This is a genomic window from Nocardia sp. NPDC052254, from assembly GCF_040679495.1.
Lineage (GTDB): Bacteria > Actinomycetota > Actinomycetes > Mycobacteriales > Mycobacteriaceae > Nocardia.
In genome coordinates this window covers 428,495-452,384 of sequence record NZ_JBFAUW010000005.1, presented here as the reverse complement: position 1 = coordinate 452,384, position 23,890 = coordinate 428,495, and the positions used below count along the sequence as shown (strand labels likewise).

Annotated in this window: 21 protein-coding genes and 1 pseudogene; 11 read left to right on the top strand and 11 right to left on the bottom strand. The window is 66.6% G+C overall.

The window, feature by feature from the left end:
* Positions 1 to 64: 64 nt before the first annotated feature.
* Positions 65 to 5,857: a hypothetical protein gene (locus AB0L57_RS16595; protein WP_364962276.1), complete on the top strand. Its 5,793-nt coding sequence runs from the start codon at positions 65 to 67 to the stop codon at positions 5,855 to 5,857.
* Between the two features lie 265 nt (positions 5,858 to 6,122).
* Here the strand turns inward: AB0L57_RS16595 and AB0L57_RS16590 are convergent.
* The 4 genes and pseudogenes from AB0L57_RS16590 to AB0L57_RS16575 all read right to left on the bottom strand — a co-directional run.
* Positions 6,123 to 6,317: pseudogene (locus AB0L57_RS16590) on the bottom strand (heat-shock protein HtpX); the annotation flags it as partial.
* Positions 6,223 to 7,365: an ACR3 family arsenite efflux transporter gene (gene arsB / locus AB0L57_RS16585; RefSeq protein WP_364962273.1), complete on the bottom strand. Its 1,143-nt coding sequence runs from the start codon at positions 7,363 to 7,365 to the stop codon at positions 6,223 to 6,225. The pseudogene AB0L57_RS16590 and the gene arsB, both read right to left, overlap by 95 nt.
* Positions 7,362 to 7,733 carry a metalloregulator ArsR/SmtB family transcription factor gene (locus AB0L57_RS16580; protein ID WP_364962270.1) on the bottom strand — a complete coding sequence of 124 codons (372 nt, stop codon included), beginning with the start codon at positions 7,731 to 7,733 and terminating at the stop codon, positions 7,362 to 7,364. The genes arsB and AB0L57_RS16580 overlap by 4 nt, the downstream gene beginning before the upstream one ends.
* Positions 7,734 to 7,807: 74 nt before the next feature.
* Positions 7,808 to 8,338 (bottom strand): ArsI/CadI family heavy metal resistance metalloenzyme, encoded by a 531-nt coding sequence (locus AB0L57_RS16575; RefSeq protein ID WP_364962267.1) that lies wholly within the window; start codon positions 8,336 to 8,338, stop codon positions 7,808 to 7,810.
* A gap of 95 nt (positions 8,339 to 8,433) precedes the next feature.
* On the opposite strand from AB0L57_RS16575, the gene AB0L57_RS16570 reads away from it, so the two are divergent.
* Positions 8,434 to 8,793 (top strand): Rv2640c family ArsR-like transcriptional regulator, encoded by a 360-nt coding sequence (locus AB0L57_RS16570; protein ID WP_364962264.1) that lies wholly within the window; start codon positions 8,434 to 8,436, stop codon positions 8,791 to 8,793.
* A 185-nt stretch (positions 8,794 to 8,978) separates the two neighbouring features.
* Here AB0L57_RS16570 and AB0L57_RS16565 read toward each other — a convergent pair whose 3' ends face one another.
* The 5 genes from AB0L57_RS16565 to AB0L57_RS16545 form a co-directional block, all read right to left on the bottom strand.
* On the bottom strand, positions 8,979 to 10,217 hold the full coding sequence (locus AB0L57_RS16565) for an acyl-CoA dehydrogenase family protein (protein WP_364962261.1): 1,239 nt from the start codon (positions 10,215 to 10,217) through the stop codon (positions 8,979 to 8,981).
* Positions 10,218 to 10,271: 54 nt separating this feature from the next.
* The gene (locus AB0L57_RS16560) at positions 10,272 to 11,657 is read right to left on the bottom strand and encodes an acyl-CoA dehydrogenase family protein (protein WP_364962257.1); all 1,386 of its coding nucleotides are present in this window, start codon (positions 11,655 to 11,657) and stop codon (positions 10,272 to 10,274) included.
* 302 nt (positions 11,658 to 11,959) lie between these two features.
* Positions 11,960 to 12,745: a histidinol-phosphatase gene (hisN, locus tag AB0L57_RS16555; protein WP_364962254.1), complete on the bottom strand. Its 786-nt coding sequence runs from the start codon at positions 12,743 to 12,745 to the stop codon at positions 11,960 to 11,962.
* 46 nt (positions 12,746 to 12,791) lie between these two features.
* Positions 12,792 to 13,598, bottom strand: a complete 807-nt coding sequence (locus tag AB0L57_RS16550) for an SDR family oxidoreductase (RefSeq protein WP_364962252.1) — start codon at positions 13,596 to 13,598, stop codon at positions 12,792 to 12,794.
* A 177-nt stretch (positions 13,599 to 13,775) separates the two neighbouring features.
* Positions 13,776 to 14,372: an NAD(P)H-dependent oxidoreductase gene (locus AB0L57_RS16545; RefSeq protein ID WP_364962249.1), complete on the bottom strand. Its 597-nt coding sequence runs from the start codon at positions 14,370 to 14,372 to the stop codon at positions 13,776 to 13,778.
* A gap of 145 nt (positions 14,373 to 14,517) precedes the next feature.
* Here AB0L57_RS16545 and AB0L57_RS16540 point away from each other — a divergent pair, with 145 nt between their 5' ends.
* The 6 genes from AB0L57_RS16540 (at position 14,518) to ftsX (ending at position 19,448) form a co-directional block, all read left to right on the top strand.
* A complete protein-coding gene (locus AB0L57_RS16540) occupies positions 14,518 to 15,375 on the top strand; it encodes a helix-turn-helix transcriptional regulator (protein ID WP_364962247.1) in 858 nt (285 codons plus the stop codon).
* A 132-nt stretch (positions 15,376 to 15,507) separates the two neighbouring features.
* A complete protein-coding gene (prfB, locus tag AB0L57_RS16535) occupies positions 15,508 to 16,620 on the top strand; it encodes a peptide chain release factor 2 (RefSeq protein WP_025347988.1) in 1,113 nt (370 codons plus the stop codon).
* Positions 16,621 to 16,779: 159 nt separating this feature from the next.
* On the top strand, positions 16,780 to 17,634 hold the full coding sequence (locus tag AB0L57_RS16530; RefSeq protein ID WP_364962243.1) for a mechanosensitive ion channel family protein: 855 nt from the start codon (positions 16,780 to 16,782) through the stop codon (positions 17,632 to 17,634).
* The gene (locus AB0L57_RS16525; RefSeq protein ID WP_364962240.1) at positions 17,621 to 17,779 is read left to right on the top strand and encodes a hypothetical protein; all 159 of its coding nucleotides are present in this window, start codon (positions 17,621 to 17,623) and stop codon (positions 17,777 to 17,779) included. The genes AB0L57_RS16530 and AB0L57_RS16525 overlap by 14 nt, the downstream gene beginning before the upstream one ends.
* Positions 17,780 to 17,853: 74 nt before the next feature.
* Complete coding sequence (gene ftsE, locus AB0L57_RS16520; RefSeq protein ID WP_364962237.1) at positions 17,854 to 18,543, top strand: cell division ATP-binding protein FtsE; 690 nt, start codon at positions 17,854 to 17,856, stop codon at positions 18,541 to 18,543.
* A complete protein-coding gene (gene ftsX / locus AB0L57_RS16515; protein WP_364962234.1) occupies positions 18,543 to 19,448 on the top strand; it encodes a permease-like cell division protein FtsX in 906 nt (301 codons plus the stop codon). The genes ftsE and ftsX overlap by 1 nt, the downstream gene beginning before the upstream one ends.
* Positions 19,449 to 19,584: 136 nt before the next feature.
* On the opposite strand, the gene AB0L57_RS16510 is transcribed toward ftsX, so the two are convergent.
* Positions 19,585 to 20,118: a GNAT family N-acetyltransferase gene (locus AB0L57_RS16510; RefSeq protein WP_364962231.1), complete on the bottom strand. Its 534-nt coding sequence runs from the start codon at positions 20,116 to 20,118 to the stop codon at positions 19,585 to 19,587.
* 370 nt (positions 20,119 to 20,488) lie between these two features.
* Here AB0L57_RS16510 and recQ point away from each other — a divergent pair, with 370 nt between their 5' ends.
* The 3 genes from recQ to AB0L57_RS16495 all read left to right on the top strand — a co-directional run bounded on the left by recQ (position 20,489) and on the right by AB0L57_RS16495 (position 23,195).
* Entirely contained in the window at positions 20,489 to 22,603 is a 2,115-nt protein-coding gene (gene recQ / locus AB0L57_RS16505) for a DNA helicase RecQ (protein ID WP_364962229.1), read from the top strand.
* Between the two features lie 85 nt (positions 22,604 to 22,688).
* Positions 22,689 to 22,943, top strand: coding sequence for a hypothetical protein (locus AB0L57_RS16500; RefSeq protein WP_364962227.1), 255 nt, complete (start codon positions 22,689 to 22,691; stop codon positions 22,941 to 22,943).
* A gap of 15 nt (positions 22,944 to 22,958) precedes the next feature.
* A complete protein-coding gene (locus AB0L57_RS16495; protein ID WP_364962225.1) occupies positions 22,959 to 23,195 on the top strand; it encodes a hypothetical protein in 237 nt (78 codons plus the stop codon).
* 21 nt (positions 23,196 to 23,216) lie between these two features.
* On the opposite strand, the gene AB0L57_RS16490 is transcribed toward AB0L57_RS16495, so the two are convergent.
* On the bottom strand, positions 23,217 to 23,606 hold the full coding sequence (locus AB0L57_RS16490; protein WP_364962223.1) for a hypothetical protein: 390 nt from the start codon (positions 23,604 to 23,606) through the stop codon (positions 23,217 to 23,219).
* Positions 23,607 to 23,890 lie beyond the last annotated feature (284 nt).

Here is a 23,890-nt window from a genome sequence, read left to right as displayed (position 1 = left end):
TCGTGATGACCGGCGCGTTTGCTGTGCCGGTCGAGTCCGGTAGCTTCTCGGCAGGGTCGCTCTCATGGACCCGCTGAAGATACCCGGTGAATTTCCGGATTGGCTGGTCGGCTCGATTCTCGGTCACTCTCCCGACTACAAAGTCGAGAACGGTGATCGAGTAAATGACGTCCTGATGAAATGCGCTGCCGAGTGTAAGAACGCGGCAGCGCGTTTCGATAAGAACTCGGCAGCCGAACAAGAGGCGCTTTCCGGAGCCGTTGCCGATTCGAGGGCCCCTGCAAATGCGCAGACGGCTCAATATCTGCGAAATTCATCCGAACATGCCCTGTCGTTGTCCGGGCAGCTGGTGTCGACGCGCTACAACGTGGATTACACGAATGCGATGATCGTATCCGGCGCCGCCGTGCTGCTGATAATGATCACTGCTGAACTCGCACTCGGCGGCCCCACGGGCGTCGCCAAAGCGGCCGCGGACCGGGCGCGGACCGAAGCAGGATGGAAGGCAGCGGTCCGGGGGCTCGGCAACTTGCTGCGGAAGGTGGGCGGCCAGGCAACGACGCAGCGGGCCGCATGGCCGTTGGCGCGGATTGTCGGGCGCGGCGCGGTGATGGGTGGGTTGGGCATGGGCGCCACCGACGTCATCGCGCAAACATATCTTGTGAGTACTGGGAAATGGGACCACTACGAGGTGGGGAACATCCTGTCGTCGGTACTTGTCGGCGCGGGCAGCGGCGCTGTCGGTGCCGGGGTCGCGTACAAGGTCGCGCCATGGATGAACCGAAGTATCGGTCGATCCGCCGGCGCGAATCCGAAGATCGCGGATCACATCGTGCGGGTGGCCTTGTTAGGTGGTACTTCCGGTATCGCCGGCGCTGGTGCCGGCGTCGGTTTGCAGGCCATGCTCAACGGCGGGCACATGCCGACCGGCGAAGAACTGAAGGCCGCGATCACCACGGGGTTGTTCGGTGGTATCGCCGGAGCGTTGCCCGCGGGGCTCGCCCATCCGGCGCCGGGGGCGAGTGCGGCGCATCCCACGATGCCGAGCCGGTCTGTCTCGGCGGACGTGCCTGTCTCGAAGGCGGTCGATGCGAAGGGGCTGTCGTCGAAGGCGCTGGCGGAGGTATCCGGGCCGGTGAATTCGCCGGATGTGAAACTGCCATCGTCGACGAACCTGCCGGAAAACCGCAGCGGCATCAAGTTGACGGAGTCGACCCCCGGCCTGTTCCCGTCGGAGCGTGCCATCGACTCCATCCCGGTGAATTCTTCCGATGTCCCCCTGCGGGTTCCGGAGAATTTCTCGCCCAAGACCTCGCCCGAGCCCGTGCCCGTCGACGCATCGAATGTGGTTTCCCAAACCCAGGAGCCCGTCCTCGTAGGCGCGGTCGCAGAGGGAAAGGGCGCGGCCGACGGCGCCGCTCCGGACGGTCCGAGGATGAACTCGGATTCACCTCGAGGGCCGTCGGAGCCGACTCCGAAGCCGGATACGGCGCCCCGGCCGGCGAGCCCTGTTGGGGGGCAGTCGGATTCGAGCTCGTCGAGTGGCACCGGATCGAGCGGGACCGGAGGCTCCCACCGCCCGGGCGGCGGATCGACAGAAGGACCGTCTTCGAGCCAAGCGCCCAGACCGCCGACGGGTGGTTCGGGAGATTCCGCATCCGGCTCACCGGAGAGTTCGCCGACTCCGCCGGGAAATGGGACCGGCCCTGAGACGAACCCATCGCCGCCGAGGCAGGGAGCAGACGCCACGGACGGTTCGAGTGATTCGTCGGTGTGGGGTCCGCGCGATAAGGAGTCGGTGTACGGACCGCCTGAGAACGTGTCGGTGTGGGGACCGCCTGAGAAGGACGTGCTCGGTTCGCCCGATCCGACAGTGTGGAGTGGAGGCCAGACCCAGGGCGATTCGGCAGGCCAGCCCCTGGTTGGTGACGGCGCTTCGACCGGTGAGCCGGGCAACCCGGGGAGTGGGCCCGGCGCTGAGGATATCGGCAAGGCCCAGACCACCGAGACGCCGCACCCCAATAGAGCCGGCGCGACCGACACCGCCACGGACCAAGGAGCAGCCGAGCCCGCGCCGCCGGCGGCGGCAAAGCCCGCCGAGACAACCCCACCTGGTGAGGGGCCGGTGACTCGGACGGCCGAGGAGGGATCAGGTACTCCGAAGGTCGAAGAGACTGCGGGCCCGAACGACCCGGGAGCCGCGCAGACCTCCACTGCCGCTCGGCCCGCGGGTTCGGGTGGTGAGGCTTCGTCGGGACAGGTCGTGCCGCCGGGTGCGGCGTCGGCCAGTGGGGATCGTGCTCCCAGCGGTGGGCAGCAAAACCCGGGATCTGGGACCGGGGAGCGTGCGTCGAGTCCGCGTGCATCGGAATCCGGTGCCGGACAGGCAGGTACGGGTCCCGCGAAACCAGCGGCTGGAGCGGCGGAGTCGAAGCCCGGTGGGCCGGCCGCCGCGGAAACCGGTGCGGCCAGGCCAGTGCGCGAGTGGGAGCCGCTGCGGCCGCGTACGGGAGAAGGTGATGACACCGCACCGGGCGCGAGTCAGCAGCCCGTGAAGGTTGCCGGTGAGGGTGAGGCTACCGATCCGGCCCAGCCTGCCAAGCCTGATGGGACTGAGCCCGGGGAAGCGAAGCCTGATAGGCAACCGACCGGTCCGGAGGAACCGGCCGCTCGTCAACCGAGCGAGGAACGGGAACCGGCCCAGCCATCCGGCAAGGCCGATGAAACGTTCGCGAAGCGGCAGGAGGAGCTCCAGGAAGAGCGTCGGCAACTCGATCGCGAACAGGCGGACAACCGGAAGGCGGTGGAAAAGCACCGCGCGGCCGGGGACCAGTTGGATCACGACGAAGCGGCAGCTGGACAATCGGAACTGAATCCGGAGCAGCGGAAAGAGCTGCAGGACAGGGATAAAAAGTGGGTCACCAAAGCCGACAGGCTGTACGACGAGGGCCGCGAACTGAGGGCCAGGAACGATGCGCTGAGTGCCAAGGAGCAGAGGCTGAGTGAGGATCTCGGCGCAGCGAGAAAACAGCTGGACGGCGAGTGGGAGCAGTACCGGGAGAAGCTCTCGGCGCATCAAGCCGAATCGGAGGAGCTGAACGCGGATATCGCTAGGAACAAGCAGGCTTTGGAGGAGACAGATCGTCCGGGGGCGACCGCGGAGCACAACGGGAAGCCGTCGAGAGAGCATCTGCTGGAGGAGAAAAAGGCGCTGGAGGACAGGCAGGCGGACCTGGCCGACAAAAAAGACAAGCTCTACGACACGGATGACGATCTGAACGCCAGGAACGATGCACTGTGTGACGCGGAGCGGAATCTTCGTGAGAGTCAGCGCAATTCGGGACAACGGCCTCGAGAAGAAGAGCCGCCCGGGACTGCCAAGTCCGGTGATGCGGAGGGGGGGAACCCCGACGGAAGCAGTGGCACGAAGGGGCCCGACGAGGCGGGTTCGCCGGAGCGGCCGAGTACGCCGGAACAGCGGGTTGAGAATTTGAAGGCGGAACAGGCTGATCTGAGGCGACAGCGGTTACGCCTGGACCGTGACTATGAGCTCCTGCGCAACGACAACGCAGTGAAGGATGCAGAAAATGAAATAAATTTGTCGAAATTTTCGAAGGATAATCCGGGCAACGAAAGTGGATTGGAGGATTTAAAAGCGAAACACGCGGAAAAGATGATTCCGCGGGAAAAGGATCTGCAGGCCATAAAACAGCAGTTGGATGATATACACGGAAAGCTGGAGGCGAAGCAAAAGGAGTTGGACGAGCTTCAGAACGAGCTGCAGGGGGAACCAGACGGGGAAGCGAAATCAAATCCGGATCCGGATAAAACGCCTGAGCCGGGATCAGAACTTCCTCGCGATCCGAGTAATGGGACGCCGAGGGCGACACCACCACCAATGGGGGAGCCTCCAAAGAGTGGTGATGGAACGGGAGCAGGTGCGCCTGATGGGGCGGCCGCGCCCAAGGGGGACGGTGAGGGGGCCGCGCCCAAGGGTGATGGTGAGGCCGGAGCTGCGAAGCCCAGCGATGGCGAGTCGCAGGCGGCGCTCGAACGGCAGCAGAAGAGTTTGGAGGCGGAAAAGGCGAAGCTGGAAAAGGAGCGGGACGCCCTGGCTCGTGAGGTGCAAGAGCTGAAAGGCAGAAAGGCATCGCAAGATGCCGAACACATAAAGGAAATAGAAAAGCTGGTCGGGGAAAAACCGGACGACCTGGAGGCAATGAACAAATTAAGAAGGGAACAGCTGGAAAAAGAGAAGCCGCTGGATGGGGAGCTGAAGTCAAAGGAACAGCAGTTAGCGGATAAACAGGAAGAGGTGAAGGAGAAAGATGGAGAGTTAGGAGGGGTTCAGAAGAAGCTGCACGGGGAAAAAGATACGGACAAGGACGGCTCGGGCAAGGGCGATAAGGACACGAAGACCAAGAACGAATCCGACAACGGCAAGAATGACGGCGACAAGAAGGACCCCAAGAAGAAATTCGACTGGGGCAAGGTCAAGAAGCACAAGGGCCTGATCGCGCTCGGTGTGCTGGCGGCCGGCGGATATGCGTACTCGCAGAAATGGTTCCCCTTCGGGGGCGGCTCCGACGACAGCTCCGATGACGGGGGCGGTTCGGACGACACAAACACACCGGACAAGAGCACGACACCGAAGGAGAAGACACCGGCGGTGACCCCGGCTCCGACGGACTCGTCCACGACCACACCCGATCCGGTGATACCGAATTTGCCGTCCGTGAATACACCCGGTCTGCCATCGCAGACTCCGTCGAGTTCGTTGACGCCGAGTTCACTGACCCCCAGCCAGTCGATTTCGCCGATAGACGACAGCACGTCGTCGCCGACATCGCTGGATCCGACGGGATCCGGGGCGCAGCCGGATGACAGCTCGTCCTCCGATGTTCCCAATGATCTCGGCTCGGGCGGCCAGCAGATTCCGTCGCAGCAGAATCCGTCCCAGCAGACCGGATCGGGGCTCGATGGTCTCGTCGGCGGTTCCGGCGCGAGTGCCGACCCGACGGGCGGTATGGGTGGGATGCTCGGCGCCGCGATGATGATGATGTCGATGTTGGGCTCCGGAACGGGCTCCGACGACTACTCGGACGCGGGTTACGACGATGGCGGCGTGGCACAGGCGCCGCCTGCGGCACCGCCGCCGGCGGTGGATGGCACACAGCCGAGTGACGGCACGGGAGAAGCACCCGCCGATGGCACGGGAGCCGACTCGGGCGAGGGCGCCGATCCGGAGTCGGACAAGGATTCCGATCCGGACAAGAAGCCGGAGGACGGGACCGGTACCGACTCGGAGGACGGCTCGGGCACGGGCGATGACTCGAAGCCCGGCTCGGACAAGCCGGACGGCGCGGACGCGGACAAGAAACCGGACGGTGACAAGCCCTCGGATTCGGAGGCGGATACAACGCCAGGTTCGGAGTCGGCTCCGGGTGACGGTTCGACGCCCGGCACCGATGACGGCTCGAGCCCCGGCGACGGTACGAACCAGGACCAGACATCAGGTGATCAGGGACAGGCTCGAGGCGATGGTTCGGAGTCGACTCCGAACCAGGGCTCGGCCCCGGGCACGACCTCGACCGACGGTTCGGCCCCGAGCCCGGATCAGTCGTCGGTCCCGGAGGCGACCTCGACCGATGGATCGGGAACGAGCCCGGATCAGGCTTCCGACACCGGCACAACCGCCGGGCCCGGTTCGGGTGCCCCGATTCAGCAGGTCGCCGACACCTCACCCGCGCAGGCGGGAGACCGATGGGAGTTCGGTGTTTCCCCGCGTGGTTCACACCCTTGGTCGCGTCTGGCCACCACCGGTCCCGATGCCTCCGCGCCGCCGTCCAGGGCCTGACCCACACCTCGGCGACCACGACATCGGCGCGACAACCACCAAGGGACCGCCGCCTTTGGCACGGTCCTCCGGGATATCCGTGACGGGAAGAAGTTCAAGCTTCCGCATCGGCGGGAACGCGCAGACCCACGATGTCCTGTTGTCGATGTTCCGAATGCGCTGGACCGGGCAACGCGATCGCCACGGCGGCCCCTCTGGAGACGTGCACATGTCGCTGTTCCCTCTGGCCGGTTCGCGCCCAGGTGCACCGGTGCACCGTGCCAATTCAGGCTTGCCGCAGCACCAGTTGTGCCACCAGTTGCTCTACGAGCGAACGGATTTCGTCGCGGATGGGTCGGACCGCGTCGATGCCGAGCCCGGCGGGGTCATCGAGTTTCCAGTCGCGATGGTCGACGCCGGGGAAGTACGGGCACCTGTCGCCGCGGCCCTTGGTGATCACGACGTCGCTGGTCTCGACGGTTGCGTAGGGCGAGGGAGACGTAGACGAGGCCGACGAGTACGGGGACTTCGATGAGGGGTCCGACGACTCCGGCGAGGGCTTGGCCGGAGGTGGCGCCGTAGGTGGCGATCGCGACGGCGATGGCGAGTTCGAAGTTGTTGCCCGCGGCCGTGAAGGCGAGGGTGGTGGTGCGTTCGTAGCCGAGCCCGGCCAGGCGTCCGTAGAGGTAGCCGCCGCCCCACATCATCGCGAAGTACGCCAGCAGCGGGACGGCGATCCGTACGACATCCCATGGCCGTGAGGTGATCTGGTGGCCTTGCAGGGCGAACAGGATCACGATCGTGAACAGCAGCCCGTAGAGCGCCCAGGGCCCGATCCGCGGAATCAACCTCGACTCGTACCAGTTCCGCCCGCGAGCCTTCTCGCCGAGACGGCGGGTGAGGAACCCGGCGACCAGTGGGATGCCGAGGAAGATCAGCACCGATTTCGCGATCTGCCACGGCGAGGTGTCGATCGCGTCTTGTTCCAGGCCGAGCCATCCGGGCAGGACCGAAAGGTAGAACCAGCCGAGCGCGGCGAACATGACGACCTGGAAGATCGAGTTCAGCGCGACGAGCACGGCAGCGGCTTCGCGGTCACCGCAGGCGAGGTCGTTCCAGATGATCACCATGGCAATGCATCTGGCGAGGCCGACGATGATCAACCCGGTGCGGTACTCGGGCAGATCCGGCAGCAGCAGCCACGCGAGAGCGAACATCAGCGCGGGCCCGATCAGCCAGTTCGATACCAGGGAGCCGATGAGCAGTCGGCGGTCGCCGGTGACGGTGTCGAGGCGGTCGTAGCGGACCTTGGCCAGCACCGGATACATCATGACCAGCAGCCCGATCGCGATCGGCAGTGAGATTCCGTCCACCTCGACCGCGGACAGGCCGTCACCCAGGCCGGGGATCAGACGCCCGAGTAGCAGACCCGCCGCCATGGCGACGCCGATCCACACCGGGAGAAAGCGATCCAGTGTCGACAGCTTCCCGACCACCGCGGGGTGATCGGCGTATTCGGTGGCCGTCACACCGGCATCCCCAATGCGTCCTGTCTGCCGAGTATCGACGACAGTTGTTCGAGAGCTTCGGGAACGATGCGGTAGTAGACCCAGGAGGCTCGGCGTTCGCTGGTGACCAGCCCGGCCTCGCGCAGGACTTTGAGGTGATGGGAGATGGTCGGCTGGGTGACCTCGAGTCCGTCGGACACATCGCACACGCACGCCTCCCCACCGGCGCGGGCCGCGATGGCCGACAGCACCCGCAACCGGACCGGATCGGCGAGGGCTTTGAACATCACCGCCAACTCGACCGCTTCCGCACCGGTCAACGCGCGCCCCACCGTGGGAGTGGGGTCACAGCCGACCGGCGCAGCCGGCGACACCTCTGATTTGGACATGCATCGATATTGACCGACATCGATATCGCAGGGCAAGCGAACACCCGGTGAACGCGCTCACCCTGACGGTGTGGTCAGTTGCGGCAGGTGCCCGAGGCGGTGGCCTTGTCCTTCGCCCCGGGAGTGCAGCACGCCGCCGACTCGTCGACAGCGGACTCGGAGGGCGCACTGCCGGTGCTGCGGCAGGCCTGGACGGCTTCGGCGTCATCGGTGGCGAATTCCGGTGCGGCGCCGAAGTTGTCGGTGTCGGCGAGAACGGTGTAGACCTCCCATTTCTCGGCGTTGGGGCCGGTGACCCACACCTTGTCCTGGGTGGCGAAGCAACACGTGGTCGCGATCTGCTCCTCGGTGAACAGGCCGGCCTCGGACAGGCGCGCGATCTCGCCGTGAACCTGTTCGGAGGTGTCGACCTCGACGCCGAGATGATTGATCGTGCCACCCTGGCCGCTGTTCTCGAGCAGGACCAGCTTCAGTGGCGGCCGCTCGATCGCGAAGTTGGCGTAGCCGGGCTCGCGCTTGGCCGGTGCGGTGTCGAACAGGGTCGAGTAGAAGGTGATCGCCCGCTCGAGGTCGTCGACGTTGAGGGCGAGTTGCACGCGGGACATGAAAACCTCCATAGTGAGACATATGTCGAATAGGTGATGAGGCCGAGTCTGCCACTTTTTCGACATATGTCAATATCGCAGGTAGTCTGGTCTGCATGCCCAAGACGCTGCCCGTGATCGACATGTCCGCGCCGGTGTGCTGTGCGCCGGTGGCCGCGGGCCCGGTCGACGACTCCGCCGCCCTCGAAGTCGCCCTGCGACTCAAGGCGCTGGCCGACCCGGTGCGAGTGAAACTGATGTCGCTACTGCTCGCCAGTCCCGGCACCGGCGAGAACGGCGGCGATCTCGCCGCCGCGGTCGGACTCTCGGAGTCGACCGTGAGCCATCACCTCGGTCAGCTCCGCAAGGCCGGTCTCGTCGACTCCGAGCGCATCGGCATGAACGTCGTACACCACGCCAAACGCGACGCACTCACCGCGCTGTGCGTGGTCCTCGACCCCGATTGCTGCCGCTGAGTCGCGTCGGCCGAGGCGCATTCGCCGCGCTGTACTGTGCACCGGAATGAACGGCTCGCCTCGCCGTCGAAGGCGGCCCAGCGGCGGCCCGAGACCGACTCATGAACAGAACACTCTGCCCGGGAACGAAAGAACCGGTGCGAGTCGAGGAGCAGACTCGCACCGGTTTTTCATTGTCTACCAGCCTATTTCAGCTCGGCGCTGCTCAGTTCCAGCACCCGCCGGGCCACGATCAGCTGCTGGATCTGCTGGGTGCCCTCGAAGATGTCGAGAATCTTGGAGTCGCGGCTCCACTTCTCCAGCAGGGTTCGCTCGGAGTAGCCGATGGCGCCGGCCAGCTCGACCGCCTTGAGGGTGACGTCGGTGCCCATCCGGCCGGCCTTGGCCTTGGACATGGACGCCTCGAGGCTGTTGGGCTTCTTGTTGTCGGCCATCCACGCCGCGCGCAGCGACAGCAGATAGGCGGCCTCCCAATCCGATTCCAGGCGAAGGAATTCCGCGGCCGCGGCGGGCTGGTTGTTGGCGGGGATGTCGTAGGAGATCTCCACGCCGGCGTCTTCGAGGATCTTGCGCAGTTCCTCGAGCGCGGCGCGACCGACACCCACGGCCATCGCGGCCACCAGCGGGCGGGTGTTGTCGAAGGTCTGCATGACCCCGGCAAAACCCTTCTCCACGTTGACTTCCGGACTGCCGAGGATGTTGTCGGCCGGAATACGGCAGTCCTCGAGACGAAGCTCGGCGGTGTCGGAGGCCTTGATGCCCAGCTTGTGCTCGAGGCGAGCGACGGTGAGGCCCGGGGCATCTCGCGGCACCACGAACGACTTGATCGCCGCGCGGCCCTTGGACTTGTCGACACTGGCCCACACCACGATGTGGGTGGCGCGCGATCCGGCGGTCACGAAGATCTTGGTGCCGTTGAGCACCCACTCGTCACCGTCGAGTACCGCGGTGGTCGACACCGCGGCCGAGTCCGAGCCGAACGAGGGTTCGGTGATCGCCATCGCGGCCCACACCTTGCCGAACCGCTCGAGCTGCTCATCGGTGGCCACCGCGGCGATCGCGGCGTTGCCGAGACCCTGATACGGGATCGACAGCATGAGACCCACATCGCCCCAGCAGGTTTCCAGAGCGTTCAGCAGTGCGGACATGTTGCCGCCGTTGGTGTTGCCGAGCAGTTCGGTGGCGTGACCGCCACCGGACTCGGTGCCCGACTTGGCCTTACGGCCGCCCGACGCACCGGAGATGTCCTGGGTGCCGGAGTCCGCGAGGCCCTCCACCATGGCGGCCATGGTGTCGAGTTCGACCGGGTATTCGTGTTCGGCCAGATCGTATTTGCGCGAGGCCGGGCGGAAGATCTCGGCGGCGACCTGGTGGGCCTGGTTGGCGCTGGCCCGCAGCTTCTTCGGGAGTTCGAGATTGATCATGTTCGGGTTCTCCTGGGGGAGTTGGCTGTTGAACTGGGCGCGTCAGCGCGCCAACTACACGAGCACCACACCTTCGGCGACGCCGATGGCCCGCAGATCGCGGTACCAGCGCTCGACCGGGTGTTCCTTGGTGAAGCCGTGCCCGCCGAGCAGCTGCACGCCGTCGAGTCCGATCTGCATGCCCTTGTCGGTGGCGAGCTTGCGGGCCAGCGCCGCCTCACGGGCGAACGAGAGCCCCTGCTCCGCGCGTGACGCACCCCGCAGTGTCACGAGCCGCAGGCCGTCGAGTTCGATGGCGATATTGGCGACCATGAACGCGACCGCCTGCCGGTGCGCGATCGGCTCGCCGAACGCCTCGCGTTCCTTCACATACGGCTTGACGTAGTCCAGCACGGCCTGCCCGGTGCCGGCGGCGAGCGAGGCCCAGCCCAGGCGGGCCAGCCGCACCGCGTCGGCGTACTCCTCGGCGCGCTGGGCGGCGTCACCGTCACCCAGGATCGCCTCGGCCGGTACGGCCACGTTGTCCAGGATCAGCCGGCCCAGTCCCGCGGCCCGCAGGCCCATGCTGGGATCGGCCTCGATGACCACACCCGGGGTATCGGATTCGACGATGAACAGCGCGGGGCGGCCGTCGATTTCGGCGCCGACGATGAACAGCTCGGCGTCGGCCGCGGCCGGAACCAGGCTCTTGACACCGTTGATCCGGTAACCGCTGGGGGAGCGGGTGGCCTTGGTCTGCAGCGCGAACGGGTCGAACAGGGCGCGCGGCTCGCTGATGACCACCGACGCCTGCGGCACGTTCTCACCCGTGAAGGCGCCGAGGTAGGTCTGCTGCTGCGCGTCCGAACCCCACTGTGACAGCGCGACCGCGACACCCGAGGGCGCGAGAATCGGCAGCGCCAGACCCATGTCGCCGTGCGCGAGTGCCTCGGCCACCAGCGAATTGGTGACCGCGCCCCGCTCGCTGGCCGCGCCCTCGAGTTCCTCGGGCACGTTGATCAGCGTGATGCCGAGTTCGGCGGCGCGTTCGAGCAGATCCTTCGGGGCCGCGGTCGCCGCGTCCGCCTCGAAGGCGGCCGGGCGCAGGATCTCGCCGGCGAAGTCGCGCACCGTCTCGACGATCATCTGCTGCTCGTCGGTCGGGGTGAGGTCGAAGTAGTCCTTGGTGCGGGACTCGTTGGCGGGCAGGCGTTTCGGCTTTCCGCCGCCGGAAACCTTGCCGAACGCGCGGGTCGCGGCGCCGAGTGTCCGGAAGCCGGTCTTGGTGCCCTCGTAGGTGAGCCGTTCGATGGGTTTGCGCAAGTTGTACTTCTCGGCCAGCTCGGACCCGGTAATAGTGGTCATGACCCGCATGGCGGCGCCCATCCAGTCACGCTTCACCGGGTTGAGGCCGACAGCGGAATCCGGACGTCGCGTGGTTGCGGTGTCTCGAGTGCTCATAGTCACCAGTCTTCTCGGGTGGGTTCGGGTGATCGGTCCCAGCATCTTACTTTCGAGTAAGTATATCTTACTCCAGAGTAAGAACGCCGTCGAGCAGTAGCGGATATCGCGGTGATCTCGATCCCGCGCGCACCCGCGGCAATCGCGCCGGGCGGTGCGGAAACATGGCTTGGACCGGCGCCTTCGTCATACGGAGAGCGCGGCCCCCGATTTCGGAGTGAACGCCGGGACAACGACGGACGCCGCATCGATGCGGATGCGGCGTCCTCATGGCTTGTCGAGTTGTGCCCCGATCGTGCGGTTCAGGCCCGCAGGGCACTCAGTACCGATTCGTGCAGTAGCCCGTTGGTCGCGACGGCGCTGCCGTGATGCGGGCCGGGGGTGCCGTTCAGGGCCGTGAAGGTGCCGCCCGCCTCGCGCACCAGGACATCGAGCGGGGCGAGATCCCACAGTGAGACCTCCGGCTCGGTCGCGATGTCCACCGCACCCTCGGCGAGCAGGCAGTAATTGAAGAAATCGCCGTAACCGCGGGTGCGCCACACCTGGTCGGTGAGGTCGATCAACTGATCGCGCAGGCCCAGATCGCGCCAGCCGGACAGGCTCGAGATGGCGAGGCTCGCGGAGTTCAGACCCGTCACCGCGGACACCGAGATCGGTGTCGGGGCGCCCTCGCCGAAGGCGGTCCAGGCGCCGGAACCCGTTGCGGCCCACCAGCGCCGGCTCAGGGCGGGCGCGCTCACCACGCCCACCACCGGAACGCCGTCCTGCAGTAACGCGATCAGGCTCGCCCAGACCGGGACGCCGCGCACGAAATTCTTGGTGCCGTCGATCGGATCGATCACCCACTGCCGGCCGACGAGTTCGGCATCGCCACCGAACTCCTCACCCAGGACCGCATCGTGCGGGCGGCGCTCGATGAGCGTGGCCCGCAATGCCCGCTCGACGGCCAGATCCGCATCCGACACCGGCGTCAGATCCGGTTTGGAATCGACCTTCAGATCCAGTGCGCCGAAGCGTTCACGGGTGATGGCGTCGGCCTCATCGGCCAGGCGCAGGGCAAGTTCGAGATCGCCGGCATGCTCGCTCACACCGCAACCGTAGTGGGCGCGGCTTTCCCGCACACCGGCGACCGGTTCACTGCTGCGGCTGCCAGACCGCGGGCCAGTCCTTACCGCGGAAGGCGGCGTCGATCCCGCCGTCGCAGAAGATGACCGAGCCGACGAAGAATCCGGCCTTGTCCGACAACAGGAATGCCGCGAGTTCGGCGATCTCCTCCGGTCGTCCCGCCCGCCCGATCGGGGTCATCGCGAGGAACTGCTTCATCCCCTCGCCGGTGAGCGCGTCCTTGCTGCCCTCCTGCGTCATCGGGGTGTCGATGATGCCCGGTGCGATGGCATTGAGACGGATGCCCTCGCCGATGTACTCGGCGGACTTCGTGCGCGCGTACCAGGCCAGTGCCGCCTTGGTGGCCGGGTAGGCCTGGATGGCGCCCAGATCGCCGAAGGATTCCGCGATCTCCCGGGCGCGCTGCTCCTCGCCGGCGAGGCAGGCATCGGCCAGTTCGACCGGCCACATCGGTTGTGTCGTGGTGGAATTCGACGACACCAGCACCACCGAGGCGGCATCGGATTCGCGCAGCAGCGGGCGCAGCCCCTCCAGCAGTTCGACGGCGCCGAAGTAGTTCACCGACACCACCAGGCCACCGGGCCGGCCGGTCGCGGCGGCGACGCCGGCGAAGGGCAGGAAACCGTCGAGCCGTCCCTCGCTGATCCGGGTGATCTCGGCGACCGCCTGCGCCCGGCCCTCGGGTGTGCCCAGGTCGGCGGTCACATCGGCATCGCGAAGATCGACGCCGATGACCCGATGCCCTTCCTTCTCCAGATGCGCGGCGACGGCCGCGCCGATACCCGACGCGCTACCGGTTACGGCGATGGTCCCCATCGACCCTCCTGTTCGGCTGGATAAGTCCACGAATCAGCTCTTACGCATCGAGGCTAATGGTCCCGGTCCCGGCCGCCGCGCGGCGTTCCACTGAGCGGGCCGAACACGGTGGCAGCGAGCGAGTCGCCGGCGAGCTCGTCGACGGGCCGAGCGCCGATTTCGGGGGCTGTCGGGGTGCTATGCGGGTTCGGCCGCGGGGCGCAGGGCAGCCAGGGGTACCGCCCAGCGATACAACTGCTCGAGCATGGTGCGGGCAGCGGTCTCCGGGCCGGAGGGATCGTGCAGTGTGCCGTCGGCGTCGAACAGTTCGAAATACCGCGGGAAGGTGACCACGCCACCGACCGTGTGCGCGTCGAGCTCGTTGAAGACCTGTCGCAGGTGACCGATGGCGTAGAGGCCGCCACTCTTCCCGCCGTACCCCACGAACCCGATCGTCTTACCGCTCCATTGGGTGAAATGCCAGTCGATGGCCACCTTGACCGCGGCCGGATAGCTGCGGTTGATGTCGGGGGTCACCACGACGACGGCGTCGGCTTCGTCGAGCGCGCGCGTCAGCGGCAACATCCCTTGTGGGCGAGGCGGATCGGGCTCGATCATCGGCGAGATCGCGGGCAGGGCCAGCGGCAGGTCCACCTCGGCCAGATCGACGACCCGCACCGCGAAACCCTCGTGGCGGCGGGCCTGTTCGACGAACCAGTCGGCCACCACCGGGCCGAACCGGCCCTCCCGGACACTGGCGATGATCACGGCGAGTTTCACGGTACTGCTGGACAATTCGACTCTCCTCGAGCGTCGGTGCCGCGGCCGGGCGGCCGCTTCCCCTCGACTGTGGCCGGGCGCGCGGCGGATAGGGAGTCCGTGCCGAGAGTGGTAGTCGCGGGGCCACCCTCCGCGCGGCCGACGCTGTTAGGTTCGAGATGTGAGCGACAACGAGCTCGGGACCTTCCTGCGCGGCCTGCGGGAATCGGTGGCACCCGCGCAGGTCGGCCTCCCGGCCGGGCCGCGCCGCCGGACCCCGGGGCTGCGCCGTGCCGAGCTGGCGACCCTGGCCGGGGTCAGCGTCGAATATCTGACCCGGCTCGAGCAGGGCCGCGATCGGCATCCGTCGGCCGCCGTATTGTCGTCCTTCGCCGAGGTGCTCGCCTTGACGCCGGCCCAGCGGGTGCATCTGCACCGGCTGGCCAAAGGCGCCGAGCCCGGCTTCACCTGCAGCGGCAGCCCACATCCCAATCGAGTGGTGCGACCGCCGGTGCTGGCGATCCTGGATCGGCTCGCCCCCGCTCCCGCGGCCGTGTTCAACCGGATCGGCGAGGTGCTGGCCTGCACCGATGGCTATCGGGGGTTGATGGGCCCGACGGGGCAGCTCGACGGCGGCCTGCCGGCGAACCAGCCGCGCTGGCTGTTCACCGATCCGCGCGCCCGCGCCGTCTACCCCGACTGGGAGCACAAGGCCGACCTGGCGATCGCCACGCTCAAGCAGGGGCCGTTCCGATCCGACCCCCTCGTCGCCGCGCTGATCGATGACCTCTCCCTGCTGGCAGGCCCGGAGTTCACCCGGCGACTGGCGTCGATCCCCGGCCTGCCGGACGCCACCGGCGTGGTCCGGATGGACCATCCCGAGGCGGGCCCGCTGCGCCTGGCCTACGAGCGTCTGGATCTGTCCGCCGATGACGACCAGTACATCCAGGTCCACCTGCCCGCCGACGATGCGTCCGCCGCGGCGCTCGATCGGCTGACCGGGCGGCGTCCGGGCGGTTTGCGCGCGGTCTCCGGCTGAGCATCGCGGTCTGCGGCGTCGGCCGCCGGTCCGCTCCCGGTCGTGCCGGCGGGTGGCATCCTGGGGTCCGATACCGCACCACGCCTCGCCGGATTGCACCGCCCCAGCACGCGACCGGTAGATTGGAACACCGTGCATCCTGACGTTTCCGCTGATCTCGCCGAACTCGACACCACGCTGAAGACTGTCGAGGCGGTGCTCGACATCGACGAGCTGCGCCGGCGTATCGACGAACTCGAACACCAGGCCGCGGACCCGGAGCTGTGGAACAACCAGGAACACGCGCAGCAGGTCACCAGTGAGCTGTCACATGCGCAGGGTGAGCTGCGCCGAGCCACCGAGTTGCGGCAACGCCTCGACGATCTGCCGGTGCTCTACGAGCTGGCCGAAGAAGAGGAGGGCGAGGCCCGCACCGCCGCACTGGCCGACGCCGATGCCGAACGCGCGTCCCTGCACGCCGATGTGGAGGCGATGGAGGTTCGCACCCTGTTGTCGGGTGAGTACGACAAGCGTGAGGCGCTGGTCAACATTCGCTCCGGCGCCGGTGGTGTGGATGCCGCCGATTGGGCGCAGATGCTGATGCGCATGTATGTGCGCTGGGCCGAGAGCCACAAGTATCCGGTCGAGATCTACGACACCTCCTATGCGGAGGAGGCGGGCATCAAGAGCGCCACCTTCGCGGTGAAGGTGCCCTATGCCTACGGCACGCTGTCGGTCGAGATGGGTACCCACCGGCTGGTGCGCATCAGCCCATTCGACAACCAGGGTCGCCGTCAGACCTCCTTCGCCGAGGTCGAGGTGCTGCCCGTGGTCGAGGGCACCGATCACATCGAGATTCCCGAGAACGAGGTCCGCGTCGACGTCTACCGCTCCTCGGGCCCGGGCGGCCAGAGCGTCAACACCACCGACTCCGCGGTCCGGCTCACCCACATTCCGACCGGCATCGTGGTCACCTGCCAGAACGAGAAATCGCAGCTGCAGAACAAGATCTCGGCGATGCGGGTGCTGCAGGCCAAACTGCTCGAGCGCAAACGGCAGGAGGAGCGCGCCGAGATGGATGCGCTCAAGACCACCGAGGGTGCCTCGTGGGGCAACCAGATGCGTTCGTACGTCCTGCATCCGTACCAGATGGTGAAAGATCTCCGGACCAACTTCGAAGTGAACAATCCGACAGCGGTTCTCGACGGTGATATCGACGGCTTCATCGAAGAGGGAATCCGCTGGCGGATGCGTCAGGACGCGTGATTCAGCGAATTTTCGATCGCAGATGAAATCCGGATTCGCCTATCACGGCACAATCACGGCCGCTCGGTCGCCGCGGAACCGTAGTAACCTGTCTGACGTGTGTTCGGTCGGCAAGATGGCTTGTGTCGGTGCGTGGTTGACTGCGGAGAGGATGTGCCGATGACGACATCCCTCGCCGGAGCGGGTACCGAGTTCACCAACTTCGTGCGTGGCAGCGGGCTCGAGATCGTTCTGCTGATCGTGGGCGCGATGCTGTTCAGCCGCTTCGCGACCTTCGTGCGCGACCGTGTCACCCGCCGGATCGACTCCGGATTCCAGAGCAGTGATTCACTGGTCCGCACCGAGGCCGCCAAGCATCGGCACGCGCTCGCCCAGGTCATCACCTGGGTGCTGCTGACCCTCGTCTATTTCCTGGTGACGCTGGAAGTGCTGCAGCGCTTGGGCTTTCCCATCGGCGGCCTGGTCGCTCCGGCCGCCGTGATCGGTGCCGCTCTCGGTTTCGGTGCGCAGCGCATCGTGCAGGATCTGCTGGCCGGATTCTTCCTGATCACCGAGCGGCAGTACGGCTTCGGTGATGTGGTGCGGATCGCGGTCACCGGCCAGTCCGAACCCGCCGAGGGCACGGTCGAGGACGTCACGCTGCGCATCACCACGCTGCGCAATCCCGACGGCGAAGTGGTCACCGTGCCGAACGGTCAGATCGTGAAAGTCACGAATCTGTCGAAGGATTGGGCCCGCGCCGCGATCGACATACCGGTTCCGGCCACCGCCGACATCACCAAGGTCAACGAGATCCTGCACGAGGTGGGCGCCAGGGCCTTTCAGGATCGCCGCCTGAAATCGCTGCTGCTGGACGAACCTACGGTGATGGGCGTGGAGGATCTGACCGTCGACCAGATGAACATCCGCATGGTTGCCCGCACGCTGCCGGGTAAGCAATTCGATGTGGGACGTGAGCTACGGGTGCGCGTGGCCGCGGCACTACGCCGGGAGGGCTTGAGTGAAACTGCGTAAATCGACCGCCGTCCTCGTCAGCGTCTGGGTGGCGACATTGGTCGTGTATCTGTTCGTCAAACCGTCCACTCCGGACCATTCCGATCTCCCCAAGATCATGAATGCGGTATCCGGATCCACGATGACGACCGAGCCCGCCCACTGACTTCCCTGTGACAGATCGCATGACCCGGTGTGGGGGGAAGAATGCCATGACTTCGCTGGCTACACTGACTCTTCGTGATTACCCTGCGGAACGTCACCAAGTCGTATAAAACTTCGACGAGACCCGCGCTGGACAATGTTTCGGTCGAGGTCGACAAGGGCGAGTTCGTCTTCATTATCGGGCCGTCCGGGTCAGGTAAATCGACGTTCATGCAACTGTTGCTGAAAGAGGTCAAACCGACCGCCGGCGAGGTGCATGTCGCCGATTTCCGGGTCGACAGGTTGCCCGGCCGCCGCGTGCCCAGGCTGCGGCAACGCATCGGCTGCGTCTTCCAGGACTTCCGGCTGCTGCAGCAGAAGACGGTCGAGCAGAATGTGGCCTTCGCGCTGGAGGTGATCGGCAAGAACCGCAAGTTCATCAACCGTGCCGTGCCCGAGGCGCTGGACCTGGTCGGCCTGTCCGGTAAGGCGGACCGGCTGCCCAGCGAACTGTCCGGCGGTGAGCAGCAGCGCGTCGCGATCGCCCGGGCCTTCGTGAACCGTCCGCTGGTGTTGCTGGCCGATGAGCCGACCGGCAACCTGGACCCCGACACCAGTCAGGACACCATGATGCTGCTGGAACGCATCAATCGCACCGGCACCACGGTGCTGATGGCGACCCACGACAACCACATCGTCGACGCGATGCGCCGGCGCGTGGTCGAACTCGATCGCGGCCGCCTGGTTCGTGACGAGGCCACCGGCGTGTACGGGGTGGGCCGGTAATGCGCGCGAGCTTCCTGTTCAGCGAGGTCTTCAACGGCCTGCGCCGCAACATCACGATGACCATCGCGATGATCCTGACCACGGCCGTCTCGCTGACGATGCTCGGCGGCGGCATGCTCGCGGTGCGGATGGCCGACAAGACCGAGCAGTACTTCCTCGACCGGCTCGAGGTGCGGCTGTATCTGACCGAGGACGTCTCGGCGAACGATCCGGACTGCTCCCAGGATCTGTGCCGGGCCCTGATGTCGGATCTCAAGGCCGAGCCGGGCGTGGAATCGGTGCAGTTCCTCAACCGCGCCGAAGCCATCCGCGAGGCCAAGGAGAAGACCTTCAAGGACCAGCCGGAGCTGGCCAAGTATGTCAGTGAGTCGCCGCTGCCGGCCTCGCTGCGGGTCAAGATGGCCGACACCGGGCAGTATCCGCGCATCTTCGCCGACTTCCAGAGCCGTCCCGGCGTCGGATTCGTGCGCAATGACAAGGACATCGTCGATCGGCTGGTCAGCCTGTTCGACGGCCTGCGGAACGCGGCATTCGGCCTGGCGGTGCTGCAGGCCCTGGCGGCGCTGCTGCTGATCGCGAACATGGTTCAGATCGCGGCGTTCACCCGTCGCGAGGAGGTCGGCATCATGCGCTTGGTCGGCGCCACCCGCTGGTATACGCAGCTGCCGTTCCTGATGGAGGCGGTGGTCGCGGCGCTGGCGGGCTCTGTGCTGGCGGTGATCGGCTTGATCGTCGCCCGCCCGCTGGTGATCGACCGTGCCCTGGGCGACCTGTTCGCCTCCAAGGTCTTCCCGCGCATCACGGGCGACGACATCGCGGTGGTCGCGATGACGGTGCTCCCGGTGGGCATCGTGTTCGCGGCCCTGACCGCGTACGGAACCCTGCGGTACTACGTGCGGGAGTGAGGCTCCGTCGACGGTGATCCGGATCGCGGCCCGAGCACAGCAGTGTGGGGCCGCGATCCGGTCACCTGGATCGGCGCAGACATGGTTATCTGCGTCGCGGTGTCCGCGCGCCTGTGCGAACCGTCCCCGGACGCGATCAGCTCAGTGGCTCCCGTGGCGCCGGGACCAGGGATTTCTCCAGTAATACGACACTGGCGACACCGTTGAAGTGCGCGGGCAGCGGAACCTGCCGGACCTCGGCGAACCCGTGCCGGGCGTAGTAGGCGCGCAACACCGGATTGGTCGCGACGACGTCGAGCCGCTGTGTCGCGAGACCGTGGGCGAGTGTGCGCTCGGCGCAGAACCGCAGGACGGCGCTGCCGATCCCGAAGCCGCGCATCGAGGGCGCGACCATCAGCCCGTGAACGTAACCGGCAGGGGTGTGCTCACCCCAGAACTCGGCATCGTTCCAAGCCAGGCGCACCGCGGCCTGGAGGTCACCGCCGTCGGACCGCAGGACGTACCACTCACCCGAGCCGATTTCGGTGGCCAGGCGACCGGCCGGGTATTCGCCGGGCACCCACTGCGCGATGGAGTTGCCGACCATCCACCCCGCCAGCTCGTCCCGCAACGCGAGCACCGCCTGCGCATCGTCGGAGGTCGCCGAAAGCATCGCGGCAGGTCGAGTCACGAATCGGAGACTAGCAACCAGCGCGAAAGTTCCGGGAATGGTCCACCCGGGTGGGTCGGGGCCAGGGGTCGAAACCATCGCGGCGGCCCGGCTCACGAGCCCGCAGACCGACAACTGTGCTGAACCCTCCCGGGACGGTGCTCCAGGGTGGGTTTCGGCCCGCCTCGATTCTGGACTGCCGGAGCGGGGGAGCGAAGCGGAGGAGCGGAGAAGGGAAGAATCGAGGCCCAGAGGGCCGAAACCCCGCCGCAGCGAAGCGAAGGCAGAAGACACAGCCGAAACCCCGCCGCAGCGAAGCGGAGGCCAAGAATGGAGTGCGGCTGTGGATCGGGGATCGTTTCCGTCGGCCGAGGTCCGTAGGATGGCTGGCGTGAATCCCCCGGAGACGCTCGATACGGCCGACCCTGCACCAGCAGGTGTGGAAACTGGTGCGGCGCAACAGGTTCTGCAACGCGTCTTCGGCTACGACAGTTTCCGGGGCCTGCAGCACGAGATTGTCGACCAGGTGATTTCCGGTGGTGACGCGCTGGTGCTGATGCCCACCGGCGGGGGTAAGTCGCTGTGTTATCAGATTCCGGCGCTGGTGCGCCCGGGGGTGGGGGTGGTGATCTCACCGCTCATCGCGCTCATGCAGGATCAGGTGGACGCACTGACCGCGCTGGGGGTGCGGGCCGGGTTCCTCAACTCCACTCAGTTTCCCGACGAGCGGCGCACGGTGGAGGCGCAGTTCGTCGCCGGGGAGCTGGATGTGTTGTATCTGGCCCCGGAACGGTTGAAGCTGGAATCGACGGCGCAGCTGCTCGACCGGGGCACGGTGTCGGTCTTCGCCATCGACGAGGCGCACTGTGTATCGCAGTGGGGCCACGACTTCCGGCCCGACTATCTGGCCCTGTCGATGCTGCACGAGCGCTGGCCCGACGTCCCGCGTATCGCGCTGACGGCAACGGCCACCGAGGCCACGCGTCGTGAGATCGCCGAGCGGCTCGATCTCACCGGTGCGAAGCATTTCGTCGCGGGCTTCGACCGGCCGAACATCCAGTACCGGATCGAGCCGAAGAATCGCGCCGATCAGCAACTGCTGGCGTTCATCCGCGCCGAGCATCCGGGGGAGGCGGGCATCGTCTACTGCCTGTCCCGTAATTCGGTGGAGCGAACCGCGGACTTCCTGTGCGCCAACGGAATAGCCGCCGTGCCGTATCACGCCGGCCTGGACGCGCGTACCCGTGCCACCAACCAAGCGCGGTTCCTGCGTGAGGACGGGCTCATCGTGGTGGCGACGATCGCCTTCGGGATGGGGATCGACAAACCCGATGTGCGGTTCGTCGCGCATCTGGATCTGCCGAAATCGGTGGAGGGCTACTACCAGGAGACCGGCCGCGCGGGTCGTGACGGGCAGCCCTCGACGGCGTGGATGGTCTATGGCCTCAACGATGTTGTGCAGCAGCGGAAAATGATCGACTCGTCCGACGGTGACGCCGCTCATCGCCGGCAGTTGCAGCTGCATCTGGACGCCATGCTGGCCCTGTGCGAGACGGTGCAGTGCCGCCGGGGGCAATTGCTCAACTACTTCGGTCAGTCGGGCGGCACCTGCGGCAACTGCGACACCTGCCTGAATCCGCCCGAATCCTGGGACGGCACGATTGCCGCGCAGAAGGCGCTCTCGGCGGTGCTGCGGCTGCGGCGTGAGCGTGGCCAGAGCTTCGGCGCCGGGCATATCGTCGATATCCTGGTCGGCAAGTCGAATCCGAAAGTACTGCAGCACAAGCACAACGAGCTGAAGGTCTTCGGCGTCGGCGCCGATCTGCGCGATACCGAGTGGCGTGGGGTGATCCGGCAGTTGCTGGCGCAGGGCCTGCTCACCGTGCACGGTGAATACGGCGTGCTGACGCTCACCGAAGCCAGCGACGATGTGCTGTTCAAACAGCGCAAGGTGATGATGCGCCGCGAACCGGAACGGGTGAAGGCACCGCGGGCGGCCAAGGGGAAGGCGTCGCGGCTCGCCGCCGCCGACCTCGATCCGGCTGCCGCGGACCTGTTCGAGCAATTGCGCGGCTGGCGGGCCTCGGTGGCGAAAGAGCAGGGTGTGCCCGCGTATGTCGTCTTCCACGACGCCACTCTGCGCGAGATCGCGAGCCGCATGCCCACCACGTCTGTCGAACTGGGGGCCATCAGCGGAATCGGTGAGAACAAGCTCGCGAAGTACGGCGAGGGCGTTCTCGAGGTCCTGACGACCCCGTCGGGGGAGCGGGAATCCGCTCGCACCGCCGCTTCGGGTGGCGGGGGCGAGTCCGCGCCCGGTGCGGACGCGTCCGCCCGCCGATCCGGTTCGGGTCCGGCCGATCGGCAATCGGCGCGTTCGGCTCGCACGGCGCGCGATTCGGGGCCGTCGGCGAACCGTGGTCGTGCCGCCGCCGCTGCGCCCGCCGTTCCTGACTGGGACTTCGCCGATCCGGATTTCGAGCCGCCGCCGGACGAGGGGTACTGAGTCCGGATACCGCGCGACCGGCCGGTTATCGCCCGGCACCGGGCTCGTGTTTATCGATCGCGCCCTGCTGGGTAACCATTTCGCCATGACCCAAGGCCACGACCCGGTGATCGACAGCAACGGTTCGCCCGGATACCGCAGCACCGTTCCGGCAACCGAATCCGTGGCAGCGGTCACAACCGAACGGCCGGAGGCGGCGGTGTCGGCCCCCGCCGGTCCGGTGGCCCGGCCCAGCTCGGTACGGCGGGCACGGATGGGTTTGCGGGCGTCGACGGTGATGCTGATCGCCGTCTGGATTGCGGTATTGGCCCTTTATCTGGCGGTGCGACCGGGCGGATAGCGGTAGCGTGCCGCTATGTCCCACGATCACCACGACGACCGATCGGATCAGTCGTCGGATTCCGGCCCCGGCGGCGAACCGCCGGATGCCGCGAAATCCGTTACTCGCCGGGGCCTCTCGGATTCGGTCGAGGCGGGATGGTTGCGCCCGCGTGCGCAGCCGCTCGGGCACGTCCGGGCGTCGACGGTGGTGCTGTTGCTGGTCTGGATCGGTGTGCTGATCCTCTACCTGGAGGTCCGTCCAGGCGGCTGACGCGTCCGATGCCCGGGTGGGTCAGCGCTCGGCGCCGACCCGCTCCCACATCATCGCGTCGTACCAGCCGTAACGCTGAAAAGCCCAGTCCTGCACCGTCTTCGCCATGAGATCGAAGGCGGGCGAATGCGGATTGCCCCAGCGCGCGTTGTCACGCACACTGGCACGAAACTTCATACCGGGACCGCCGGTGTACTCGACGATGTAGCCGCGGCCGTCGTCGGGATCGATGCGCTGATCCATCCGGACGCGTAGATACTGTTGGGCGGCAGGCGAACCCGGCCGCTCGACGACGAGCTGTGGTTCTCGGTAGTCCAGCTCGGCCAGGAGATCGTGTAACTGGGCATCGGTGGGGTCGTCGAGAACACGATCCCCGGCCGTGCTGACTCTGAATTTGGGTGCCGTTGTCACACAATCATTTTGGCTGAAGATGACCAAGATCGTGACCGAAACGGTTCCCTATGTTGGGGATTCCAAACGTGAGAATCCGCACCCTGACCTCGCCGCTGTCGATCAGGCCACCATTCGGCCTGTCGAAGGGTGACCGGGGTCACGGGCATTTTCGGGCCGCGATATTCGTTTTCCTTCCGTCGGCCCGGCGTGTAGACCGGGACGGGTCCGTATGGTGCTCATCGGGCGCGGAGCCCCGAGCGGCCGGTGCGTGCCGGGCTGCCGGTCGAGCAGGGGACAATGGC

What these genes read in the sequence shown, in the direction of transcription:
- AB0L57_RS16495 (WP_364962225.1), top strand. Translation starts at nt 22,959, where the DNA reads ATGTCCCACGATCACCACGACGACCGATCGGATCAGTCGTCGGATTCC.
- AB0L57_RS16570 (WP_364962264.1), top strand. Translation starts at nt 8,434, where the DNA reads ATGCCCAAGACGCTGCCCGTGATCGACATGTCCGCGCCGGTGTGCTGT.
- AB0L57_RS16580 (WP_364962270.1), bottom strand. Translation starts at nt 7,733, where the DNA reads ATGTCCAAATCAGAGGTGTCGCCGGCTGCGCCGGTCGGCTGTGACCCC.
- ftsX (WP_364962234.1), top strand. Translation starts at nt 18,543, where the DNA reads ATGCGCGCGAGCTTCCTGTTCAGCGAGGTCTTCAACGGCCTGCGCCGC.
- AB0L57_RS16575 (WP_364962267.1), bottom strand. Translation starts at nt 8,338, where the DNA reads ATGTCCCGCGTGCAACTCGCCCTCAACGTCGACGACCTCGAGCGGGCG.
- AB0L57_RS16595 (WP_364962276.1), top strand. Translation starts at nt 65, where the DNA reads ATGGACCCGCTGAAGATACCCGGTGAATTTCCGGATTGGCTGGTCGGC.
- AB0L57_RS16550 (WP_364962252.1), bottom strand. Translation starts at nt 13,598, where the DNA reads ATGGGGACCATCGCCGTAACCGGTAGCGCGTCGGGTATCGGCGCGGCC.
- AB0L57_RS16500 (WP_364962227.1), top strand. Translation starts at nt 22,689, where the DNA reads ATGACCCAAGGCCACGACCCGGTGATCGACAGCAACGGTTCGCCCGGA.
- AB0L57_RS16530 (WP_364962243.1), top strand. Translation starts at nt 16,780, where the DNA reads ATGACGACATCCCTCGCCGGAGCGGGTACCGAGTTCACCAACTTCGTG.
- AB0L57_RS16560 (WP_364962257.1), bottom strand. Translation starts at nt 11,657, where the DNA reads ATGAGCACTCGAGACACCGCAACCACGCGACGTCCGGATTCCGCTGTC.
- AB0L57_RS16565 (WP_364962261.1), bottom strand. Translation starts at nt 10,217, where the DNA reads ATGATCAATCTCGAACTCCCGAAGAAGCTGCGGGCCAGCGCCAACCAG.